Origin of the sequence: Bacillus sp. AK25, from assembly GCF_048270685.1 — a bacterium.
Lineage (GTDB): Bacteria > Bacillota > Bacilli > Bacillales > Bacillaceae > Bacillus > Bacillus altitudinis.
Window position 1 is genome coordinate 1,563,434 of sequence record NZ_JBLUWC010000001.1, and the last position, 17,865, is coordinate 1,581,298.

Here is a 17,865-nt window from a genome sequence, read left to right on the forward strand (position 1 = left end):
GTTTTTGTGAGAAGTCCTATTTCTTAAATGAGGTGTAACGACATGAGACAATCCCTGACTTTCATTCCAACTCTTCGAGAGGTGCCGGCAGATGCTGAGGCAAAAAGTCATCAGCTATTAGTAAGAGCTGGATTTATTAGACAAAACACGAGCGGTATCTATCATTATTTGCCGTTAGCACATAAAGTGATTCAGCACATTCAATCCATTGTTCGCAAGGAAATGGAAAAGGCGGGAGCAGCTGAACTGTTAATGCCAGTGCTGCAGCAAGCAGAAATGTGGCAAGAGTCAGGAAGATGGTATACATACGGTCCAGAACTCATGCGTATGAAAGATCGTCACGGCCGCGAGTTTGCACTTGGCCCAACACACGAAGAAGTGATCACATCACTCGTACGCAGTGAAGTAAAATCGTATAAAAAGCTTCCTTTGACACTATATCAAATCCAATCTAAATTCCGTGATGAACAAAGACCTCGCTTTGGGTTATTGCGCGGACGTGAATTTATTATGAAGGACGCCTATTCATTCCACTCTTCACCAGAGAGCCTTGATGACACATACAACAAAATGTTTACAGCTTACTCGAATGTCTTTTCAAAAGTAGGTCTTAACTTTAGACCCGTCATTGCCGATTCTGGGGCAATGGGAGGAAAAGATACACATGAGTTTATGGCACTGTCAGAAGTAGGAGAAGATACAATCGCATACTCTGACACATCTTCCTACGCTGCGAACATTGAAATGGCTGAGGCTGTGTATCACGGAGAAGAAGCAAACCCTGCGGACTTCAAAGAACTTGAGAAAGTACACACGCCGCAGGTAAAGACGATACAAGATGTTGCGGCATTCTTAGAAGTCGCTCCTTCTACATGTATCAAATCTGTCTTGTTTAAAGCGGACGATGCGTATGTACTTGTCCTGACAAGAGGCGATCATGAAGTAAATGATGTGAAAGTGAAAAACTTAGTTGGAGCACAGCTTGTTGAGCTTGCTTCACGTGAGGAAGTACTAGACGTGATCGGAACAGAACCAGGATTTGTTGGACCAGTGAAGCTTGAAGCGGAAGTAACGATTTATGCAGACCACGCTGTAAAAGGAATGACAAACGCAGTTGTAGGTGCAAATGAATCGGATTATCACTATGTCAATGTTAATCCTGCTCGTGATCTGTCAGTGAAGGAATATACAGATCTTCGCTTGATTCAAGAAGGAGACGTTTCTCCAGATGGTGAAGGCACAATCCAGTTCGCAAAAGGAATTGAAGTAGGACAAGTCTTTAAACTAGGCACGCGTTATTCAGAGGCAATGGATGCAACATACCTCGATGAAAATGGACGTGCGCAGCCAATGATCATGGGCTGCTATGGCATCGGAATTTCTAGAACTCTTTCTGCGATTGTTGAACAGCATCATGATGACAAGGGGATTATTTGGCCAGAAACAGTTGCGCCATATGATCTTCATCTACTTGCCTTAAATATGAAAAACGATGCACAAAAGGAACTGGCTGAAACGCTGTATGAGCGTTTACAGGAAGAGGGCTATGATGTCCTTTTCGATGACCGCCAAGAGCGTGCAGGCGTTAAATTTGCCGACAGTGACTTAATTGGACTGCCAATTCGCATTAGCTGCGGGAAACGTTCAGAAGAAGGTATTGTCGAAGTGAAATTCAGAAAATCAGGTGAATCACACGAAGTATCTGTTGATGAACTGATTTCATTTATACGCCAAGCATAAAAAACGAACAAAAAAATGAAGGTACCTCCTGCAAAAAAGAGGTACCTTTCTGATTTGCAAAAGGAGGGTCCTGTCTTGGATGAACAATTACCGATTACCCGGCGGCAATTTCATATATTACTCAATCAGATTCAAATGACAGATGATGACCTCAGCCGTTACTTTGAAGAAGGCGAGATCGTCAAATTGACGGTGCATAAGGCGGCAAAAACGTGGCATTTCCTTTTTAAATTTAAGGCACTTTTGCCTTACCAAGTATATGCAATGTTTTTAAGCAGGCTGACAAATGCATTTTCTCATATTGCACAAGTTACTTGTACGATTGAAGTCAATGATCCGCACATATCTGAAGAGCTCGTTCAATCGTATTGGTCCCATTGTGTGGAAGAGCTTCAAGGGATTTCTCCCCCAATCATCAGCTTGCTTCAACAGCAAAAACCAGCGCTGTCTGGACATAAGATCATCATCAAAACAAAAAGCGAAACTGAGGCTCTAGCCATCAAGAAGAAATATAGCCCAATGCTTCAGGCTGCATTTAAACAAGTTGGTTTTCCAGAACTTCAATTTGATACAGAAATTTTTGTATCAGATCAAGAGATTCAGAAGTTCAGAGAACAAAAACTTGCTGAAGATCAAGAAAGAGCCATGCAAGCCCTTGTTGAGATGGAGAAGAAGGAAAGTGAGGATCAAGAGGAAGCTCCTTCTGGCCCTCTGATGATTGGCTATCAAATCAAAGACAATGAAGAAATACGTACGCTTGATAGTATTATGGACGAAGAAAGACGAATCACCGTCCAAGGGTACGTGTTCGATGCAGAAACGCGCGAACTAAAAAGCGGTAGAACCCTTTGTATCTTTAAAATTACCGATTATACGAATAGTATTTTGATCAAAATGTTTGCGAGAGAAAAAGAAGATGCCCAGCTCATGAAATCCTTGAAAAAAGGGATGTGGGTCAAAGCAAGAGGAAGCATTCAAAACGATACGTTTGTGAGAGATCTTGTCATGATCGCAAATGACGTCAATGAAATGAAACCTCAGCTGAAAGAAGATACTGCACCTGAGGGAGAAAAGCGCGTTGAGCTTCATTTGCATTCGCCAATGAGCCAGATGGATGCTGTCACTGGCATCGGTAGACTTGTTGAACAAGCAAAAAAATGGGGGCATGAGGCCATTGCCCTGACAGATCACGCCGTTGTACAATCCTTTCCAGATGCGTATGCAGCAAGTAAAAAGCATGGCATCAAAATGATGTACGGGGTGGAAATCAATTTAGTCGACGACGGGGTACCGATTGCGTATAATCCAGAGCACCGCTTGTTAGAAGATGCGACGTTTGTCGTATTTGATGTTGAGACAACAGGACTCTCTGCTGTGTATGATACGATCATTGAGCTTGCAGCCGTGAAAATCAAAGGCGGGGAAATCATTGACCGCTTTGAGGCATTTGCAAATCCTCATCATCCGTTATCAGCAACAACCATTGAACTAACCGGTATCACGGACGACATGGTGAGAGATGCACCAGATGTGGTCGATGTGGTTCGGGATTTCAAAGAGTGGATTGGACAAGATATCCTTGTTGCTCACAATGCGAGCTTTGATATGGGCTTTTTAAATGCAGCATATAAGCGACTGTTAAAAACAGATAAAGCGTCAAACCCTGTCATCGATACACTAGAACTCGGCCGATTCCTTTATCCAGAATTTAAAAATCACCGGCTGAACACGCTGTGTAAAAAGTTCGATATTGAACTCACGCAGCATCACCGGGCGATTTATGATGCAGAAGCAACTGGGTACCTCATGCTGAAGATGCTAAAAGATGCGGCTGAAAAAGAGATTGCCTACCACGATCAATTAAATGAAAACATGGGGCAGTCCAATGCGTATCAGCGCTCACGTCCTTACCATGCAACCGTGATTGCACAAAATGAGACAGGTCTAAAGAATTTATTTAAGCTTGTTTCACTTTCTCATATTCATTATTTCTACCGCGTGCCGCGTATCCCTCGCTCACAGCTTGAGAAATATCGAGAAGGTTTAATTGTTGGGTCTGCTTGTGATAAGGGTGAAGTGTTTGAAGGGATGATGCAGAAGTCACCTGATGAGGTAGAAGACATTGCCGCATTTTACGACTATTTAGAAGTTCATCCGCCAGAAGTGTATCAGCATTTACTCCAGCTGGAGCTTGTTCGGGATGAACGTGCATTAAAAGAGATCATCACAAACATTGTAAAACTTGGTGAAAAACTGAATAAACCAGTCGTGGCGACTGGAAATGTGCACTACCTGCATCCAGAAGACAAAATTTATCGCAAAATCTTAATTTCATCACAAGGCGGGGCGAATCCACTCAATCGTCATGAACTGCCAAAAGTTCATTTTAGAACAACTGATGAAATGCTAGAAGCCTTCTCTTTTCTTGGAGATGAGAAGGCGAAAGAGATTGTCGTGACGAATACGCAAAAAGTATCTGAGATGGTCGAAAGTATTAAACCAATCAAAGACGATCTTTATACACCAAAAATTGAAGGTGCAGATGAAGAAATTCGGGAAATGAGCTATAACATGGCTCGCAGCATCTACGGTGACGATTTACCGAAAATTGTAGAAGACCGGATTGAGAAAGAATTAAAGAGTATTATTGGTCACGGTTTCGCTGTTATTTATTTAATTTCTCATAAGCTTGTTAAGAAATCACTTGATGATGGATATCTAGTTGGTTCAAGGGGGTCAGTTGGTTCATCTCTCGTTGCGACATTAACAGAGATTACAGAAGTGAACCCGCTTGCGCCGCACTATGTATGTCCAAGTTGCAAGCACTCCGAGTTCTTTAATGATGGATCGGTTGGCTCAGGATTTGACCTTCCTGATAAAGACTGTCCTGAATGCGGGACGCCGTATAAAAAAGACGGACACGATATTCCGTTTGAAACGTTCTTAGGTTTTAAAGGAGATAAAGTGCCCGATATCGACTTAAACTTCTCAGGAGAATATCAGCCGATTGCCCATAACTATACGAAAGAGCTGTTTGGTGAAGAGTATGTATACCGCGCAGGTACAATCGGTACCGTTGCAGAAAAAACGGCATATGGTTATGTGAAAGGCTACGCAGGAGATCATAACCTTCATATGAGAGGTGCTGAAATTGACCGGCTTGTACAGGGCTGTACGGGGGTCAAACGGACAACGGGCCAACATCCAGGCGGTATTATCGTCGTGCCGGATTATATGGACATTTACGATTTCTCACCAATTCAATATCCAGCAGATGCGACAGGTTCTGATTGGAAAACGACGCATTTTGATTTCCATTCAATCCATGATAACTTGCTGAAACTAGATATTCTTGGACACGATGATCCAACGGTCATTCGGATGCTTCAGGACTTGAGCGGAATTGATCCAAAAACGATTCCGACAGATGATCCTGAGGTCATGAAAATCTTCCAAGGAACGGAACCTCTCGGTGTCACAGAAGAACAAATTGGATGTAAAACGGGAACACTTGGGATCCCAGAGTTTGGCACAAGGTTTGTTCGTCAGATGCTTGAGGATACAAAACCGACCACCTTCTCGGAGCTTGTTCAGATCTCTGGTCTATCTCACGGTACAGATGTATGGCTCGGCAACGCCCAAGAGCTGATTCATAATAAAACGTGTGAACTAAGCGAAGTGATTGGCTGTCGTGATGATATTATGGTCTATCTGATTTATCAAGGTTTAGAGCCGTCACTTGCCTTTAAAATTATGGAATCTGTTCGTAAAGGGAAGGGACTTCCTCCTGAATGGGAAGAAGAAATGAAGAATAATAACGTACCGAACTGGTACATTGATTCTTGTAAAAAGATTAAATACATGTTCCCTAAAGCCCACGCGGCTGCTTATGTATTAATGGCCGTTCGAATTGCTTATTTCAAGGTGCATCATGCACTTCTGTACTATGCGGCTTATTTTACCGTTCGTGCTGATGATTTTGATATCGAAACGATGACAAAAGGATCGAATGCGATTCGAGCGGTCATGGACGATATTAACTCAAAAGGTCTTGATGCATCACCGAAAGAGAAGAACCTATTAACTGTACTAGAGCTTGCACTTGAAATGTGTGAAAGAGGCTATCACTTTAAAAAAGTAGACCTATACCGATCAAGTGCCACTGAGTTTATCATTGATGGAGACGGGTTAATCCCGCCATTCAACTCCATCCCGGGACTCGGAACAAACGTTGCGTTAAATATTGTACGCGCACGCCAAGATGGTGAATTCCTTTCAAAAGAAGATTTACAAAAACGAGGAAAAGTGTCTAAGACCATCCTTGAGTATTTGGATCGTCAAGGCTGCTTAGAAGCACTTCCTGATCAAAACCAGCTTTCTTTGTTCTAATGTGAAAAATGAAGAGCGCCCTTAAAGGGCGTTCTTTTTATATATACAATAAAATTATTATGTAAACTAAAATATTTTAACTGGAATTATTTTCTTGTTGGTTCATATATCTTGATTTAACGTCGTGTTTTGAGAGAAGAGATTGTATGTCATTCTTTCTACCCAAATAGAGCAAAAAAGAGAATTTAGCCGTCTGAAATGTTCTCATACGACATATGATCATTTTGGGTACAGTCACATGAAGAATCAGGAGAAAACCCTCGGTGAGCGTCAAGCTGATGGCTGTTTACTATGCACATTTTTGAAACACGCTTGATTCTTTTCAACACTGTACAAAACACGAACGGAATGACAAGGAGGTGGTCATTTCTTGTTCAATGTTTCACGTTTAAGAAACAAGAAGGGGTGAGAAGTAGGTACATGTCAGATTACAACTATGTAGAGGTGCTTCAAAAATCCATTTTGTTTTACGAAGCCCAGCGTTCCGGAAAGCTTCCTGAAAGCAATCGTCTTAATTGGCGAGGGGATTCTGGACTAGAGGATGGGAAAGATGTTGGTCATGATTTAACAGGCGGCTGGTACGATGCTGGTGATCATGTGAAGTTCGGGCTTCCGATGGCTTACTCTGCAGCCGTGCTTGCATGGACAGTCTATGAGTACCGAGAAGCTTACGAAGAGGCAGAGCTGCTTGATGATATGTTAGATCAAATCAAGTGGGCAACCGATTATTTTTTGAAAGCCCATACAGGTCCAAATGAATTTTGGGCACAAGTAGGCGATGGGAACGCGGATCATGGCTGGTGGGGTCCAGCAGAAGTGATGCCGATGAACCGGCCAGCATTTAAAATTGATGAACATTGTCCAGGAACAGAAGTAGCCGCCCAAACCGCAGCCGCTTTAGCAGCAGGTTCAATTATTTTTAAAGAAACAGACGCGCCATATGCAGCAAAGCTTCTCACTCATGCAAAGCAGCTTTATGCATTTGCTGACCAATATCGCGGTGAGTATACAGATTGTGTCACCAATGCTCAGCCATTTTATAATTCCTGGAGCGGCTATATTGATGAGCTCATTTGGGGTGGAATATGGCTGTACTTGGCGACAAATGACCAGACCTATTTAAACAAAGCACTAAAAGCAGTAGAAGAATGGCCGAAGGATTGGGATTATACGTTTACGATGTCGTGGGACAATACCTTTTTTGCTTCGCAAATTTTACTTGCGAGAATCACAAAGGAGAAAAGGTTTATCGAATCGACGGAGCGTAATCTCGATTACTGGTCGACGGGTTTTGTTCAAAATGGAAAAGTAGAAAGAATCACTTATACGCCTGGCGGACTAGCGTGGTTAGATCAATGGGGTTCACTTCGTTATACAGCAAATGCTGCATTTTTAGCGTTTGTGTACGCAGATTGGGTCTCTGATCAAGAAAAAAAGAATCGATACCAAACGTTTGCGATCAGGCAAACACACTATATGTTAGGGGATAATCCGCAAAATAGAAGCTATGTCGTTGGGTTTGGCAAAAATCCGCCGATGCATCCACACCATCGAACTGCACATGGCTCATGGTCTAATCAGCTGACAACTCCTTCTTCTCATCGGCACACGCTTTATGGAGCGCTTGTTGGGGGGCCTAATGCACAGGATCAGTATACCGATGACATCTCTGACTATGTATCAAACGAGGTAGCAACAGACTATAATGCCGCCTTTACTGGAAATGTAGCCAAAATGGTGCAGTTGTTTGGTCAGGGGCAGTCAAAGCTGCCGAATTTTCCGCCTAAAGAAAAAGTGGAAGATGAGTTTTTTGTAGAGGCAGCTGTCATGAGTAACGATACAACATCTACTCAGATCAAAGCCATTCTATACAATCGATCAGGCTGGCCGGCAAGAAGTAGTCAATCACTTTCTTTTAGATATTATGTCAATCTAAGTGAGATATTTGCGAAGGGATTCACTGATAAAGATATTCAAGTGACAGCTGTTTACAATGAAGGCGCTTCCTTAACTCCGCTAACGGTGTATGACGCATCATCCCATATCTATTTTACAGAAATCGATTTTACTGGCGTAGCTATTTTTCCAGGAGGTGAATCGCTTCATAAGAAGGAAATACAGTTCCGGTTATCTGCGCCAAATGGTGCGAATATATGGGATGCCTCAAATGATTATTCCTTTCAAGGATTAACATCCAATATGCAGAAAACAGCGAGAATTCCTGTTTTTGATCAAGGTATTTTAGAATTTGGTACGCTTCCGAATAAATAAATATAAAGGGTGAGGACATGACAAATAAAGAACGGTTTTTAACGCTTTATCATCAAATGAAAAACGATGCGAATGGATATTTTTCAAAAGAAGGCATTCCGTATCATTCCGTTGAGACACTCATTTGTGAGGCACCTGATTACGGGCATATGACCACTTCAGAAGCTTACAGCTATTGGTTATGGCTTGAAGCATTGTATGGTCACTACACAGGCGATTGGAGCAAACTAGAAGCGGCTTGGGATAATATGGAGAAGTTTATCATTCCAGTAAACGAAGATGGACATGACGAACAGCCGCATATGAGTTCTTACAATCCATCTAGCCCAGCCACATACGCTTCAGAAAAACCATATCCAGATCAATATCCGAGCCAGTTGACGGGTGCTCGCCCTGCTGGTCAAGATCCGATTGATGGTGAACTGAAGTCAACTTACGGAACGAATGAAACGTATTTAATGCACTGGCTTCTTGATGTAGACAACTGGTATGAATATGGGAATTTGCTCAATCCATCACATACAGCCGCATATGTAAACACATTCCAGCGGGGTCCGCAAGAATCCGTATGGGAGGCCATCCCTCATCCATCACAAGATGATAAAACGGCCGGAAAGCCCAATGAAGGTTTCATGAGCTTGTTCACAAAAGAAAATCAAGCGCCAGCCGCCCAGTGGCGCTACACAAATGCGACGGATGCTGATGCACGTGCGATACAGGCAATGTATTGGGCAAAGGAACTTGGCTATAATGGGTCAGCCTATCTTGATAAAGCGAAAAAGATGGGTGATTTCCTTCGTTACGGAATGTACGATAAATATTTTCAAACAATTGGAAGCGGCAAACAAGGTAATCCGTATCCTGGAAATGGAAAAAGTGCATGTCATCACTTAATGGCATGGTACACCTCTTGGGGCGGGGGACTTGGAGAATATGCGAATTGGTCATGGCGTATCGGAGCGAGCCATTGTCATCAAGGGTATCAAAACCCAGTCGCTGCCTACGCTTTATCCTCAGATAAGGGAGGCTTAAAGCCATCGTCACCGACTGGTGCAAGTGATTGGGAAAAGACGTTAAAGAGACAGCTTGAATTTTACGTCTGGCTTCAATCAAAAGAGGGAGCGATTGCAGGAGGTGCTACCAACAGCTGGAATGGCGACTATAGCGCTTATCCAGCAGGAAGAAGCACATTTTATGATATGGCTTATGAAGATGCGCCTGTTTACCATGATCCTCCGTCCAATAACTGGTTTGGAATGCAAGCATGGCCGATTGAGCGTGTAGCAGAGCTTTATTATATCTTTGCAAAAGATGGCGACAAAACATCTGAAAATTTCCAAATGGCCAAATCTGTCATCACAAAATGGGTCAACTATTCACTAGATTATATTTTTATTGGCACTCGTCCTGTGTCGGATCAAGATGGGTATTTTTTAGATGGTCAGGGTCAAAGGATTCTAGGGGGGACAAATGTTGCTGTTGCTACGACGAGTGCACCTGGAGAGTTTTGGATTCCTGGGAATATAGAATGGAGCGGTCAGCCTGACACTTGGAGCGGATTCCAATCTGCAACAGGTAATCCAAATTTAACGGCAGTTACAAAAGATCCTACTCAAGATACTGGTGTACTGGGCAGTCTCATCAAAGCACTCACATTCTTTGCTGCTGCAACACAGAAAGAGACAGGAAACTACACAGCACTTGGCATAAGAGCAAAAGAGACAGCGGCACAGCTCCTTGAGGTTGCTTGGAATTACAATGATGGTGTAGGGATTGTGACAGAGGAAGACAGAGAAGACTACCACCGTTTCTTTAAAAAAGAAGTGTACTTCCCAAATGGCTGGAACGGAACATTTGGTCAAGGAAATCAGATCCCTGGTTCCAGCACCATTCCTTCTGACCCGCAGCGAGGAGGTAACGGAGTGTATACGAGCTTTGCAGATCTTCGTCCGAAAATCAAGCAAGACCCAGCTTGGTCAGCACTGGAGAGTAAATATCAAGCATCTTTTAATGAAGCAACAGGCAAATGGGAAAACGGAGCGCCAAGTTTCACCTATCACCGTTTCTGGTCGCAAGTTGATATGGCTACGGCTTATGCAGAATACCATCGTCTCATAAACGAATAGAACGTAGTACAGCTGCCGGCTTTTTTAGTCGGCGGTCTTCTCATAAGATAAATGAAGTGAAAGCAAAGGTGATGTCATTATGGTTAAAAAGAAAGAATTTATGAATCATTCATCGAATGGCGGATCACAGGAACAAGAAGATCAAAGCTGGAGAAAAGAAGCAAATGATCGAATCTTACAACATAGACAAAGAGAGCTTGTCATAAATGTCATCGATAAAGAAAAAAAGCCCTTAGCCGGAATAGAGGTTGAAATAAAACAAATCAGACATGAATTTGCATTTGGTTCAGCAATGAATGACCAAGTACTATTCAATCAAACGTATGCTGATTTTTTTGTCCAACATTTTAATTGGGCTGTGTTTGAAAATGAGGCAAAATGGTATGCAAATGAGCCTGAACGAGGGAAAATAACCTACGAAAAAGCAGATGCCATGCTGAATTTTGCCAATAGACACCAAATTCCAGTGAGGGGGCACGCCTTATTTTGGGAAGTAGAGGATGCCAATCCAAACTGGCTGAAATCATTACCGAATCATGAAGTATATGAAGCTATGAAAAGGCGGCTTGAACATGCAGGGAATCATTTTAAAGGAAAATTCCGTCATTGGGATGTAAACAACGAAATGATGCATGGCTCATTTTTTAAAGACCGGTTTGGGAAACAGATTTGGAAATGGATGTATGAAGAAACGAAGAAAATTGACCCTCAAGCCTTGCTGTTTGTCAATGATTATAATGTAATCTCATACGGCGAACATCACGCATATAAAGCACATATCAATGAACTTCGTCAGTTGGGGGCACCAGTTGAGGCTATTGGAGTTCAAGGTCACTTTGAAGATCGAGTGGATCCAGTCGTTGTAAAACAAAGACTAGATGTGCTTGCTGAGCTTGGTCTACCGATATGGGTGACAGAGTATGACTCTGTTCATCCGGATGCCAATAGACGAGCGGATAACTTAGAAGCTTTATATCGGGTAGCCTTTAGTCACCCAGCCGTAAAAGGTGTGCTGATGTGGGGATTTTGGGCTGGTGCTCATTGGAGAGGAGAGCACGCTGCCATCGTGAATCATGATTGGTCGTTAAATGAAGCAGGCAGGCGTTATGAAAAGCTTCTACAGGAGTGGACGACACAAAGAGTGGAAAAAACAGATGCGAATGGCCAAGTGACATGTCCAGCGTTTCACGGGACGTATGAGATTCGAATTGGTGAAGAAAGTAAAATGTTGCAGCAGCAGACGATTGAACTTGATTCAACTAAACAAACACCGCTTCAACTAGATATCATCGTACCAGTAGAATAAGAGATTGTGAGGAGAATGAAATGAAAAAATGGGTTCAACGGGTGGCTTGTTTTATGCTGCTGATCACTTTATGGGCGGGTTGGTTCACTCTGACCGTAAAGGCCTCCTCCTATGTGCAAACATCTGGTACACATTTTGTATTGAACAACCACCCATTTTACTTTGCTGGCACAAATAATTATTATTTCCATTACAAATCAAAAAAGATGGTAGATGCTGTTTTTGACGATATGAAGGCAATGGATTTAAAGGTTATTCGTATTTGGGGATTCCACGATGGTACCCCTCAAGAAAACTCAGTCTTACAATCTCGTCCAGGTGTTTATGAAGAATCTGGTTTTCAAAAACTAGACTATGCGATTTATAAAGCAGGGCAGGAAGGAATCAAGCTGGTCATCCCATTCGTGAACAATTGGGATGACTTTGGCGGGATGAATCAATATGTGAAGTGGTTTCAGGCAGGATCACATGATCACTTTTATACAGATCCTCGGATTAAAACAGCTTACAAAAACTATGTGCGCTATGTATTAGAGAGAACCAATACGTACTCAGGTGTTCAATATAAAGATGATCCTGCTATTATGACATGGGAGCTCGCCAATGAGCCGCGCGCTCAGTCAGACCCTTCGGGAGATATACTAGTAAACTGGGCAGATGAAATGAGTGCATGGATCAAATCAATTGACTCGAATCACCTTGTTGCAGTAGGAGACGAAGGGTTCTTTCGCATGACAGGTCATGATGATTGGTTTTACAGTGGAGGAGAAGGTGTTGATTGGGATCGTTTGACTGCTCTCCCTCATATTGATTATGGAACCTATCATTTATACCCGGATCACTGGAATAAGTCTGCTGCATGGGGAGTGAAATGGATCAAAGATCATATCACTCGAGGAAACGCAATCGGAAAACCTGTTGTATTAGAAGAGTTTGGCTATCAAAATCAAACAGCCCGTCCTGATGTATATGATAGCTGGCTGAAGACAATTGAACAGCTCGGAGGCGCAGGTAGCCAATTTTGGATTTTAACAAGCATTCAAGACGATGATTCCCTCTACCCGGATTATGACGGTTTTCGAGTTTTAAAGGAGAGCCGGGAGGCAGAAATCATTCGTGAACACGCCAAAAGAATGAATGAAAAGAACTGATGAAGAATGCCTGTTTATAAGGAACTTCATTTGCATAAAAAAATTGGATATGGTATAGTTTTTATGGAAATGCTAACGATTACCGAGACAAGAGTGGGGAAACCCGCTCTTTTGTATTGAACAGGCAATTTTTGTCTCGACATTATTCATCCGTTTTCTGCTCCCCCTGCTCACAATAAAGCAGGGTTTTTATGCAGAATGATTGATAAGAGCGTTTATCGAAAGCACAAGGAGGAAGAGAATGAGCAAAAAAGTAGTGGATATCGTAAGCGACATGGTGCAGCCAATTTTAGATGGCTTACAGCTTGAACTCGTTGATGTTGAATTTGTCAAAGAGGGTCAAAACTGGTTCCTTCGCGTATTTATTGACTCTGACAAAGGCGTCGATATCGAGGAGTGTGCCAAAGTGAGCGAAGCCTTGAGCGAAAAGCTTGATGAGGCAGATCCAATTAGCCAAAACTACTTTCTTGAAGTGTCCTCTCCTGGAGCGGAGCGCCCATTAAAGAAAAAAGCTGATTTTGAAAAAGCACTTGGAAAAAATGTTTTCATGAAAACATACGAACCAATTGATGGTGAAAAGGCATTTGAAGGTGAGCTTACAAGCTTTGATGGTGAGATTGCAACAGTGACAGTGAAGATCAAGACAAGAAAGAAAGAGATCAATATTCCATACGAAAAAATTGCTAACGCAAGATTAGCAGTTTCGTTCAATTAACCTTTTCATTGATATAAGGGGGAACCATAAAAATGAGTAGTGAGTTGTTAGATGCCCTGACTGTTCTTGAGAAAGAGAAGGGCATTAGTAAAGAAATTATTATTGAAGCGATAGAAGCTGCACTCATTTCTGCATACAAGCGTAATTTTAACCAAGCACAAAATGTGCGTGTTGATTTAAACCGTGAAACGGGAACGATTCGCGTATTCGCAAGAAAAGATGTAGTAGATGAAGTGTATGATTCTCGCCTTGAAATCTCTGTAGATGATGCAGCAAATATCAACCCGAATTACATGGTTGGTGACGTGGTTGAAATTGAAGTCACACCAAAAGATTTCGGACGCATTGCAGCTCAGACAGCGAAACAAGTCGTGACGCAGCGAGTGAGAGAAGCAGAGCGAGGTGTGATTTACACTGAGTTTATCGATCGTGAGGAAGACATCATGACGGGAATCGTTCAGCGAATTGACAGTAAATTCATTTACGTGTCACTTGGCAAAATCGAAGCCCTTCTTCCGGTCAATGAACAAATGCCAAATGAGGACTACAAACCACATGACCGCATTAAAGTGTTCATTACGAAAGTAGAAAAAACAACAAAAGGACCACAAATTTATGTATCAAGAACACACCCAGGTCTTTTAAAGCGTTTATTTGAAATCGAAGTGCCAGAAATTTATGATGGTACTGTAGAGCTTAAATCTGTCGCTAGAGAAGCAGGGGACCGTTCTAAAATATCTGTTCGTACAGATGATCCTGATGTTGATCCAGTTGGTTCTTGTGTAGGACCTAAGGGTCAGCGTGTACAAGCAATTGTCAATGAGCTGAAAGGCGAAAAAATTGACATTGTTCATTGGTCGAATGACCCTGTTGAATTTGTTGCCAATGCGTTAAGTCCATCAAAAGTTCTTGATGTCATTGTAAATGAAGAAGATAAGGCGACAACTGTCATTGTCCCTGATTATCAGCTGTCATTAGCCATTGGTAAAAGAGGTCAAAATGCGCGTCTAGCAGCGAAATTAACGAGCTGGAAGATTGACATTAAAAGCGAAACAGATGCAAGAGAACTCGGTATTTTCCCAAGAACTGAAGACTCTGAATCTCTTTTCTTAGAGGCTGAACCAGTAGCTGAGGAATCTGACGAATAAGAGGTGATATAAAAGGTGAAAAGCCGAAAAAAAATCCCGCTTAGAAAATGCGTCGTGACGGGAGAAATGAAACCAAAGAAAGAACTGATTCGCGTTGTTCGTTCAAAAGAAGGTGAAGTGTCTGTTGACGCAACCGGAAAAATGAACGGGCGCGGCGCTTACCTTTCTCTCGATAAAGAAACCATTCTTGCGGCGAAGAACAAACGTAGTTTACAGCAGCAATTTCAGACACAGATTGACGAACACATTTTTGAAGAATTACTAGAACTAGCTGAAAAGGTGAAAAAACCTAATGACTGAATCTGAATGGTATCCTTTGCTTGGTCTAGCAAATCGAGCTCGTAAAGTCGTGTCAGGAGAAGATCTGGTGATCAAAGAAATTAGACATGCGCGTGCTAAGCTGGTTCTTCTTGCAGCAGATGCCTCATCCAACACTGAGAAAAAGGTATCTGACAAATGCAAATTTTACAATGTTCCGGTTAGAAAAGTTGAAGACCGTTCCGTTCTCGGACGTTCTATAGGGAAGGAAGCTCGCGTAGTTGTCGCTGTCACTGACCAAGGCTTCGCTAAGAAGCTCATAAGCTTGCTCGATTAATTTATTTGGGGGTGAACGAATGGCTAAAGTGAGAGTATATGAATACGCAAAAGCCATAGATGTTTCAAGTAAAGATATTATAGCAGCGCTTAAGGATATGAACGTGGAAGTGAACAACCACATGGCGACGCTTGAAGACGACACTGTGAAAAAGCTAGACGCTATCTATAAAAAAGCCAAAGCAAAAGAGACAGCTAACGAGAAACCCGCAGAACAAAAAAAACAATCATCTAACAAAAACAATGATAGAAAGAAGAATGACGTGCAGAATAATCAATTTAATAAAAACAAAAAAAACAACAACCAAAACAAAAACAAAAATAAACGCGGCGGCAACAACAAGGCGCAGCATCAGCAAGCAAGACCTGTGAAGCCGAAAAAAGAGCTTCCTGAAAAAATTGAATTTACAAATTCAATGACAGTCGGCCAGCTTGCTGACGAGCTTGGCAAAGAAACTGCTGAAATCATCAAAAAACTGATGATGCTTGGTGTCATGGCTACGATCAACCAAGAGCTCGATAAAGATACAGTCGAATTAATTGCTTCTGAATATGGTGTTCCAGTAGAAGAAGTCATCATTTTAGAAGAAACTGAACTTGAAAAGTATGAAGTTGAAGATAAAGAAGAAGATATGCAAGTACGCCCTCCAGTCGTAACGATCATGGGACACGTTGACCACGGGAAAACAACGCTTCTTGACAGCATTCGTAAAACGAAAGTTGTTGAAGGCGAAGCGGGTGGAATTACGCAGCATATTGGTGCATACCAAATTGAAGAAAACGGTAAGAAAATCACGTTCCTTGATACACCAGGACACGCAGCTTTCACTACGATGCGAGCACGCGGTGCTGAAGTAACAGATACAACGATCTTGGTCGTTGCAGCAGATGATGGTGTCATGCCGCAAACGATTGAAGCGATCAACCACGCAAAAGCGGCAGAGGTGCCAATCATTGTGGCTGTCAATAAAATTGACAAACCAACAGCGAACCCTGACCGCGTGATGCAGGAATTAACTGAGCATGGTCTTGTACCTGAGGCTTGGGGCGGCGAAACCATTTTCGTTCCTTTATCTGCAAAAACAGGCGAAGGCATTGACGAATTGATCGAAATGATCCTTCTTGTCAGCGAAGTAGCAGAACTAAAAGCCAACCCAAATCGTGCGGCAAAAGGAACTGTGATCGAGGCTGAGCTTGATAAAGGAAGAGGTTCTGTTGCAACCCTTCTCGTTCAAACTGGTACACTTCAAGTAGGTGACCCAATCGTTGTCGGAAATACATTTGGCCGTGTACGTGCAATGGTCAATGACATCGGACGCCGCGTGAAAACAGCAGGACCATCTACACCTGTTGAAATCACTGGTTTAAATGATGTACCGCATGCAGGGGATCAGTTCCTCGTATTCAAAGATGAAAAAACAGCTCGTCAAGTCGGTGAGGCGCGTGCGTCTAAACAACTTGATGAACAGCGTTCAGACAAAGCGAAATTATCTCTCGATGACCTATTTGAGCAAATCAAACAAGGTGATGTGAAAGATATCAACTTAATCGTAAAAGCAGACGTACAAGGTTCTGCTGAAGCACTGACGGCAGCTCTTCAAAAAATTGAAGTAGAAGGCGTAAAAGTGAAAATCATCCATACGGGTGTTGGAGCGATTACAGAATCTGATATCATTTTAGCAAGTGCTTCTAATGCGATTGTGATCGGATTTAACGTACGTCCTGATGGCAATGCGAAGAGCACAGCTGAAACAGAAAACGTAGATATCCGCTTACACCGCATCATCTACAAAGTCATCGATGAAATTGAAGCTGCGATGAAAGGGATGCTTGACCCTGAATATGAAGAAAAAGTCATCGGTCAAGTTGAAGTTCGTCAAACGTTCAAAGTATCAAAAATCGGTACAATTGCTGGTGGCTATGTCACTGAAGGTACCATTACTAGAGACAGTGGTATCCGCTTAATTCGTGATGGCGTCGTCATCTTTGAAGGTGAAGTCGACGTATTAAAACGATTCAAAGACGATGTGAAAGAAGTTTCACAAGGCTATGAATGTGGTATTACCATTAAGAAATACAATGATATCCGTGAAGGTGATGTCATGGAATCATTCGTTATGCAAGAAATCGAAAGAAAATGATCGGTTATACCGAGTGTGAGTGTATGATCTATGATGCATCCTCACTGAAGGAAAAACGTGCGGTTCTGCAGCGTATCATGACAAGAACGCGCCATAAATTCAATGTGACCATTGCTGAAATGGACTATCAGGATACATGGCAGCGTACTTCGATCGGAATCGCCGTCATTTCCTCCTCCCGGGTTCAAGTGGAAAAGGAACTTCAGCGTGTGTTAAGCTTTATTGATTCTTTTCCGGAAATTGAACGAACGATCACGAAAACTGAGTGGTTTTAATTAGAGGTG

General features: G+C 42.4%; 12 protein-coding genes. All 12 read left to right on the plus strand.

What is annotated here, in order from left to right:
* Window positions 1-42 precede the first annotated feature (42 nt).
* The 12 genes from ACNO7B_RS08095 to ACNO7B_RS08150 all read left to right on the plus strand — a co-directional run bounded on the left by ACNO7B_RS08095 (window position 43) and on the right by ACNO7B_RS08150 (window position 17,856).
* Window positions 43-1,740: a proline--tRNA ligase gene (locus ACNO7B_RS08095; protein ID WP_008344758.1), complete on the plus strand. Its 1,698-nt coding sequence runs from the start codon at window positions 43-45 to the stop codon at window positions 1,738-1,740.
* A gap of 75 nt (window positions 1,741-1,815) precedes the next feature.
* A complete protein-coding gene (locus ACNO7B_RS08100; RefSeq protein WP_008344756.1) occupies window positions 1,816-6,129 on the plus strand; it encodes a PolC-type DNA polymerase III in 4,314 nt (1,437 codons plus the stop codon).
* Between the two features lie 420 nt (window positions 6,130-6,549).
* The gene (locus ACNO7B_RS08105) at window positions 6,550-8,400 is read left to right on the plus strand and encodes a glycoside hydrolase family 9 protein (RefSeq protein WP_081114482.1); all 1,851 of its coding nucleotides are present in this window, start codon (window positions 6,550-6,552) and stop codon (window positions 8,398-8,400) included.
* A 17-nt stretch (window positions 8,401-8,417) separates the two neighbouring features.
* Window positions 8,418-10,526 carry a glycoside hydrolase family 48 protein gene (locus ACNO7B_RS08110; RefSeq protein WP_017359074.1) on the plus strand — a complete coding sequence of 703 codons (2,109 nt, stop codon included), beginning with the start codon at window positions 8,418-8,420 and terminating at the stop codon, window positions 10,524-10,526.
* Between the two features lie 79 nt (window positions 10,527-10,605).
* Window positions 10,606-11,832 (plus strand): endo-1,4-beta-xylanase, encoded by a 1,227-nt coding sequence (locus ACNO7B_RS08115; RefSeq protein WP_046526657.1) that lies wholly within the window; start codon window positions 10,606-10,608, stop codon window positions 11,830-11,832.
* Window positions 11,833-11,852: 20 nt separating this feature from the next.
* Window positions 11,853-12,983, plus strand: coding sequence for a glycoside hydrolase 5 family protein (locus ACNO7B_RS08120; protein ID WP_417901385.1), 1,131 nt, complete (start codon window positions 11,853-11,855; stop codon window positions 12,981-12,983).
* A gap of 241 nt (window positions 12,984-13,224) precedes the next feature.
* Window positions 13,225-13,698 (plus strand): ribosome maturation factor RimP, encoded by a 474-nt coding sequence (rimP, locus tag ACNO7B_RS08125; protein WP_008344744.1) that lies wholly within the window; start codon window positions 13,225-13,227, stop codon window positions 13,696-13,698.
* A 32-nt stretch (window positions 13,699-13,730) separates the two neighbouring features.
* Window positions 13,731-14,846, plus strand: coding sequence for a transcription termination factor NusA (gene nusA, locus ACNO7B_RS08130; protein ID WP_007499530.1), 1,116 nt, complete (start codon window positions 13,731-13,733; stop codon window positions 14,844-14,846).
* Between the two features lie 15 nt (window positions 14,847-14,861).
* Window positions 14,862-15,146, plus strand: a complete 285-nt coding sequence (gene rnpM, locus ACNO7B_RS08135; RefSeq protein WP_008344742.1) for an RNase P modulator RnpM — start codon at window positions 14,862-14,864, stop codon at window positions 15,144-15,146.
* Window positions 15,139-15,441 carry a YlxQ family RNA-binding protein gene (locus ACNO7B_RS08140; RefSeq protein WP_007499528.1) on the plus strand — a complete coding sequence of 101 codons (303 nt, stop codon included), beginning with the start codon at window positions 15,139-15,141 and terminating at the stop codon, window positions 15,439-15,441. The genes rnpM and ACNO7B_RS08140 overlap by 8 nt, the downstream gene beginning before the upstream one ends.
* Before the next feature lie 19 nt (window positions 15,442-15,460).
* Window positions 15,461-17,581, plus strand: a complete 2,121-nt coding sequence (infB, locus tag ACNO7B_RS08145) for a translation initiation factor IF-2 (RefSeq protein ID WP_007499526.1) — start codon at window positions 15,461-15,463, stop codon at window positions 17,579-17,581.
* Window positions 17,578-17,856, plus strand: coding sequence for a DUF503 domain-containing protein (locus tag ACNO7B_RS08150; RefSeq protein ID WP_017359071.1), 279 nt, complete (start codon window positions 17,578-17,580; stop codon window positions 17,854-17,856). The genes infB and ACNO7B_RS08150 overlap by 4 nt, the downstream gene beginning before the upstream one ends.
* Window positions 17,857-17,865: the final 9 nt, after the last annotated feature.

What these genes read in the sequence shown, in the direction of transcription:
- ACNO7B_RS08110 (WP_017359074.1), top strand. Translation starts at nt 8,418, where the DNA reads ATGACAAATAAAGAACGGTTTTTAACGCTTTATCATCAAATGAAAAAC.
- ACNO7B_RS08120 (WP_417901385.1), top strand. Translation starts at nt 11,853, where the DNA reads ATGAAAAAATGGGTTCAACGGGTGGCTTGTTTTATGCTGCTGATCACT.
- infB (WP_007499526.1), top strand. Translation starts at nt 15,461, where the DNA reads ATGGCTAAAGTGAGAGTATATGAATACGCAAAAGCCATAGATGTTTCA.
- ACNO7B_RS08140 (WP_007499528.1), top strand. Translation starts at nt 15,139, where the DNA reads ATGACTGAATCTGAATGGTATCCTTTGCTTGGTCTAGCAAATCGAGCT.
- ACNO7B_RS08105 (WP_081114482.1), top strand. Translation starts at nt 6,550, where the DNA reads ATGTCAGATTACAACTATGTAGAGGTGCTTCAAAAATCCATTTTGTTT.
- rimP (WP_008344744.1), top strand. Translation starts at nt 13,225, where the DNA reads ATGAGCAAAAAAGTAGTGGATATCGTAAGCGACATGGTGCAGCCAATT.
- ACNO7B_RS08115 (WP_046526657.1), top strand. Translation starts at nt 10,606, where the DNA reads ATGGTTAAAAAGAAAGAATTTATGAATCATTCATCGAATGGCGGATCA.
- nusA (WP_007499530.1), top strand. Translation starts at nt 13,731, where the DNA reads ATGAGTAGTGAGTTGTTAGATGCCCTGACTGTTCTTGAGAAAGAGAAG.
- ACNO7B_RS08150 (WP_017359071.1), top strand. Translation starts at nt 17,578, where the DNA reads ATGATCGGTTATACCGAGTGTGAGTGTATGATCTATGATGCATCCTCA.
- ACNO7B_RS08095 (WP_008344758.1), top strand. Translation starts at nt 43, where the DNA reads ATGAGACAATCCCTGACTTTCATTCCAACTCTTCGAGAGGTGCCGGCA.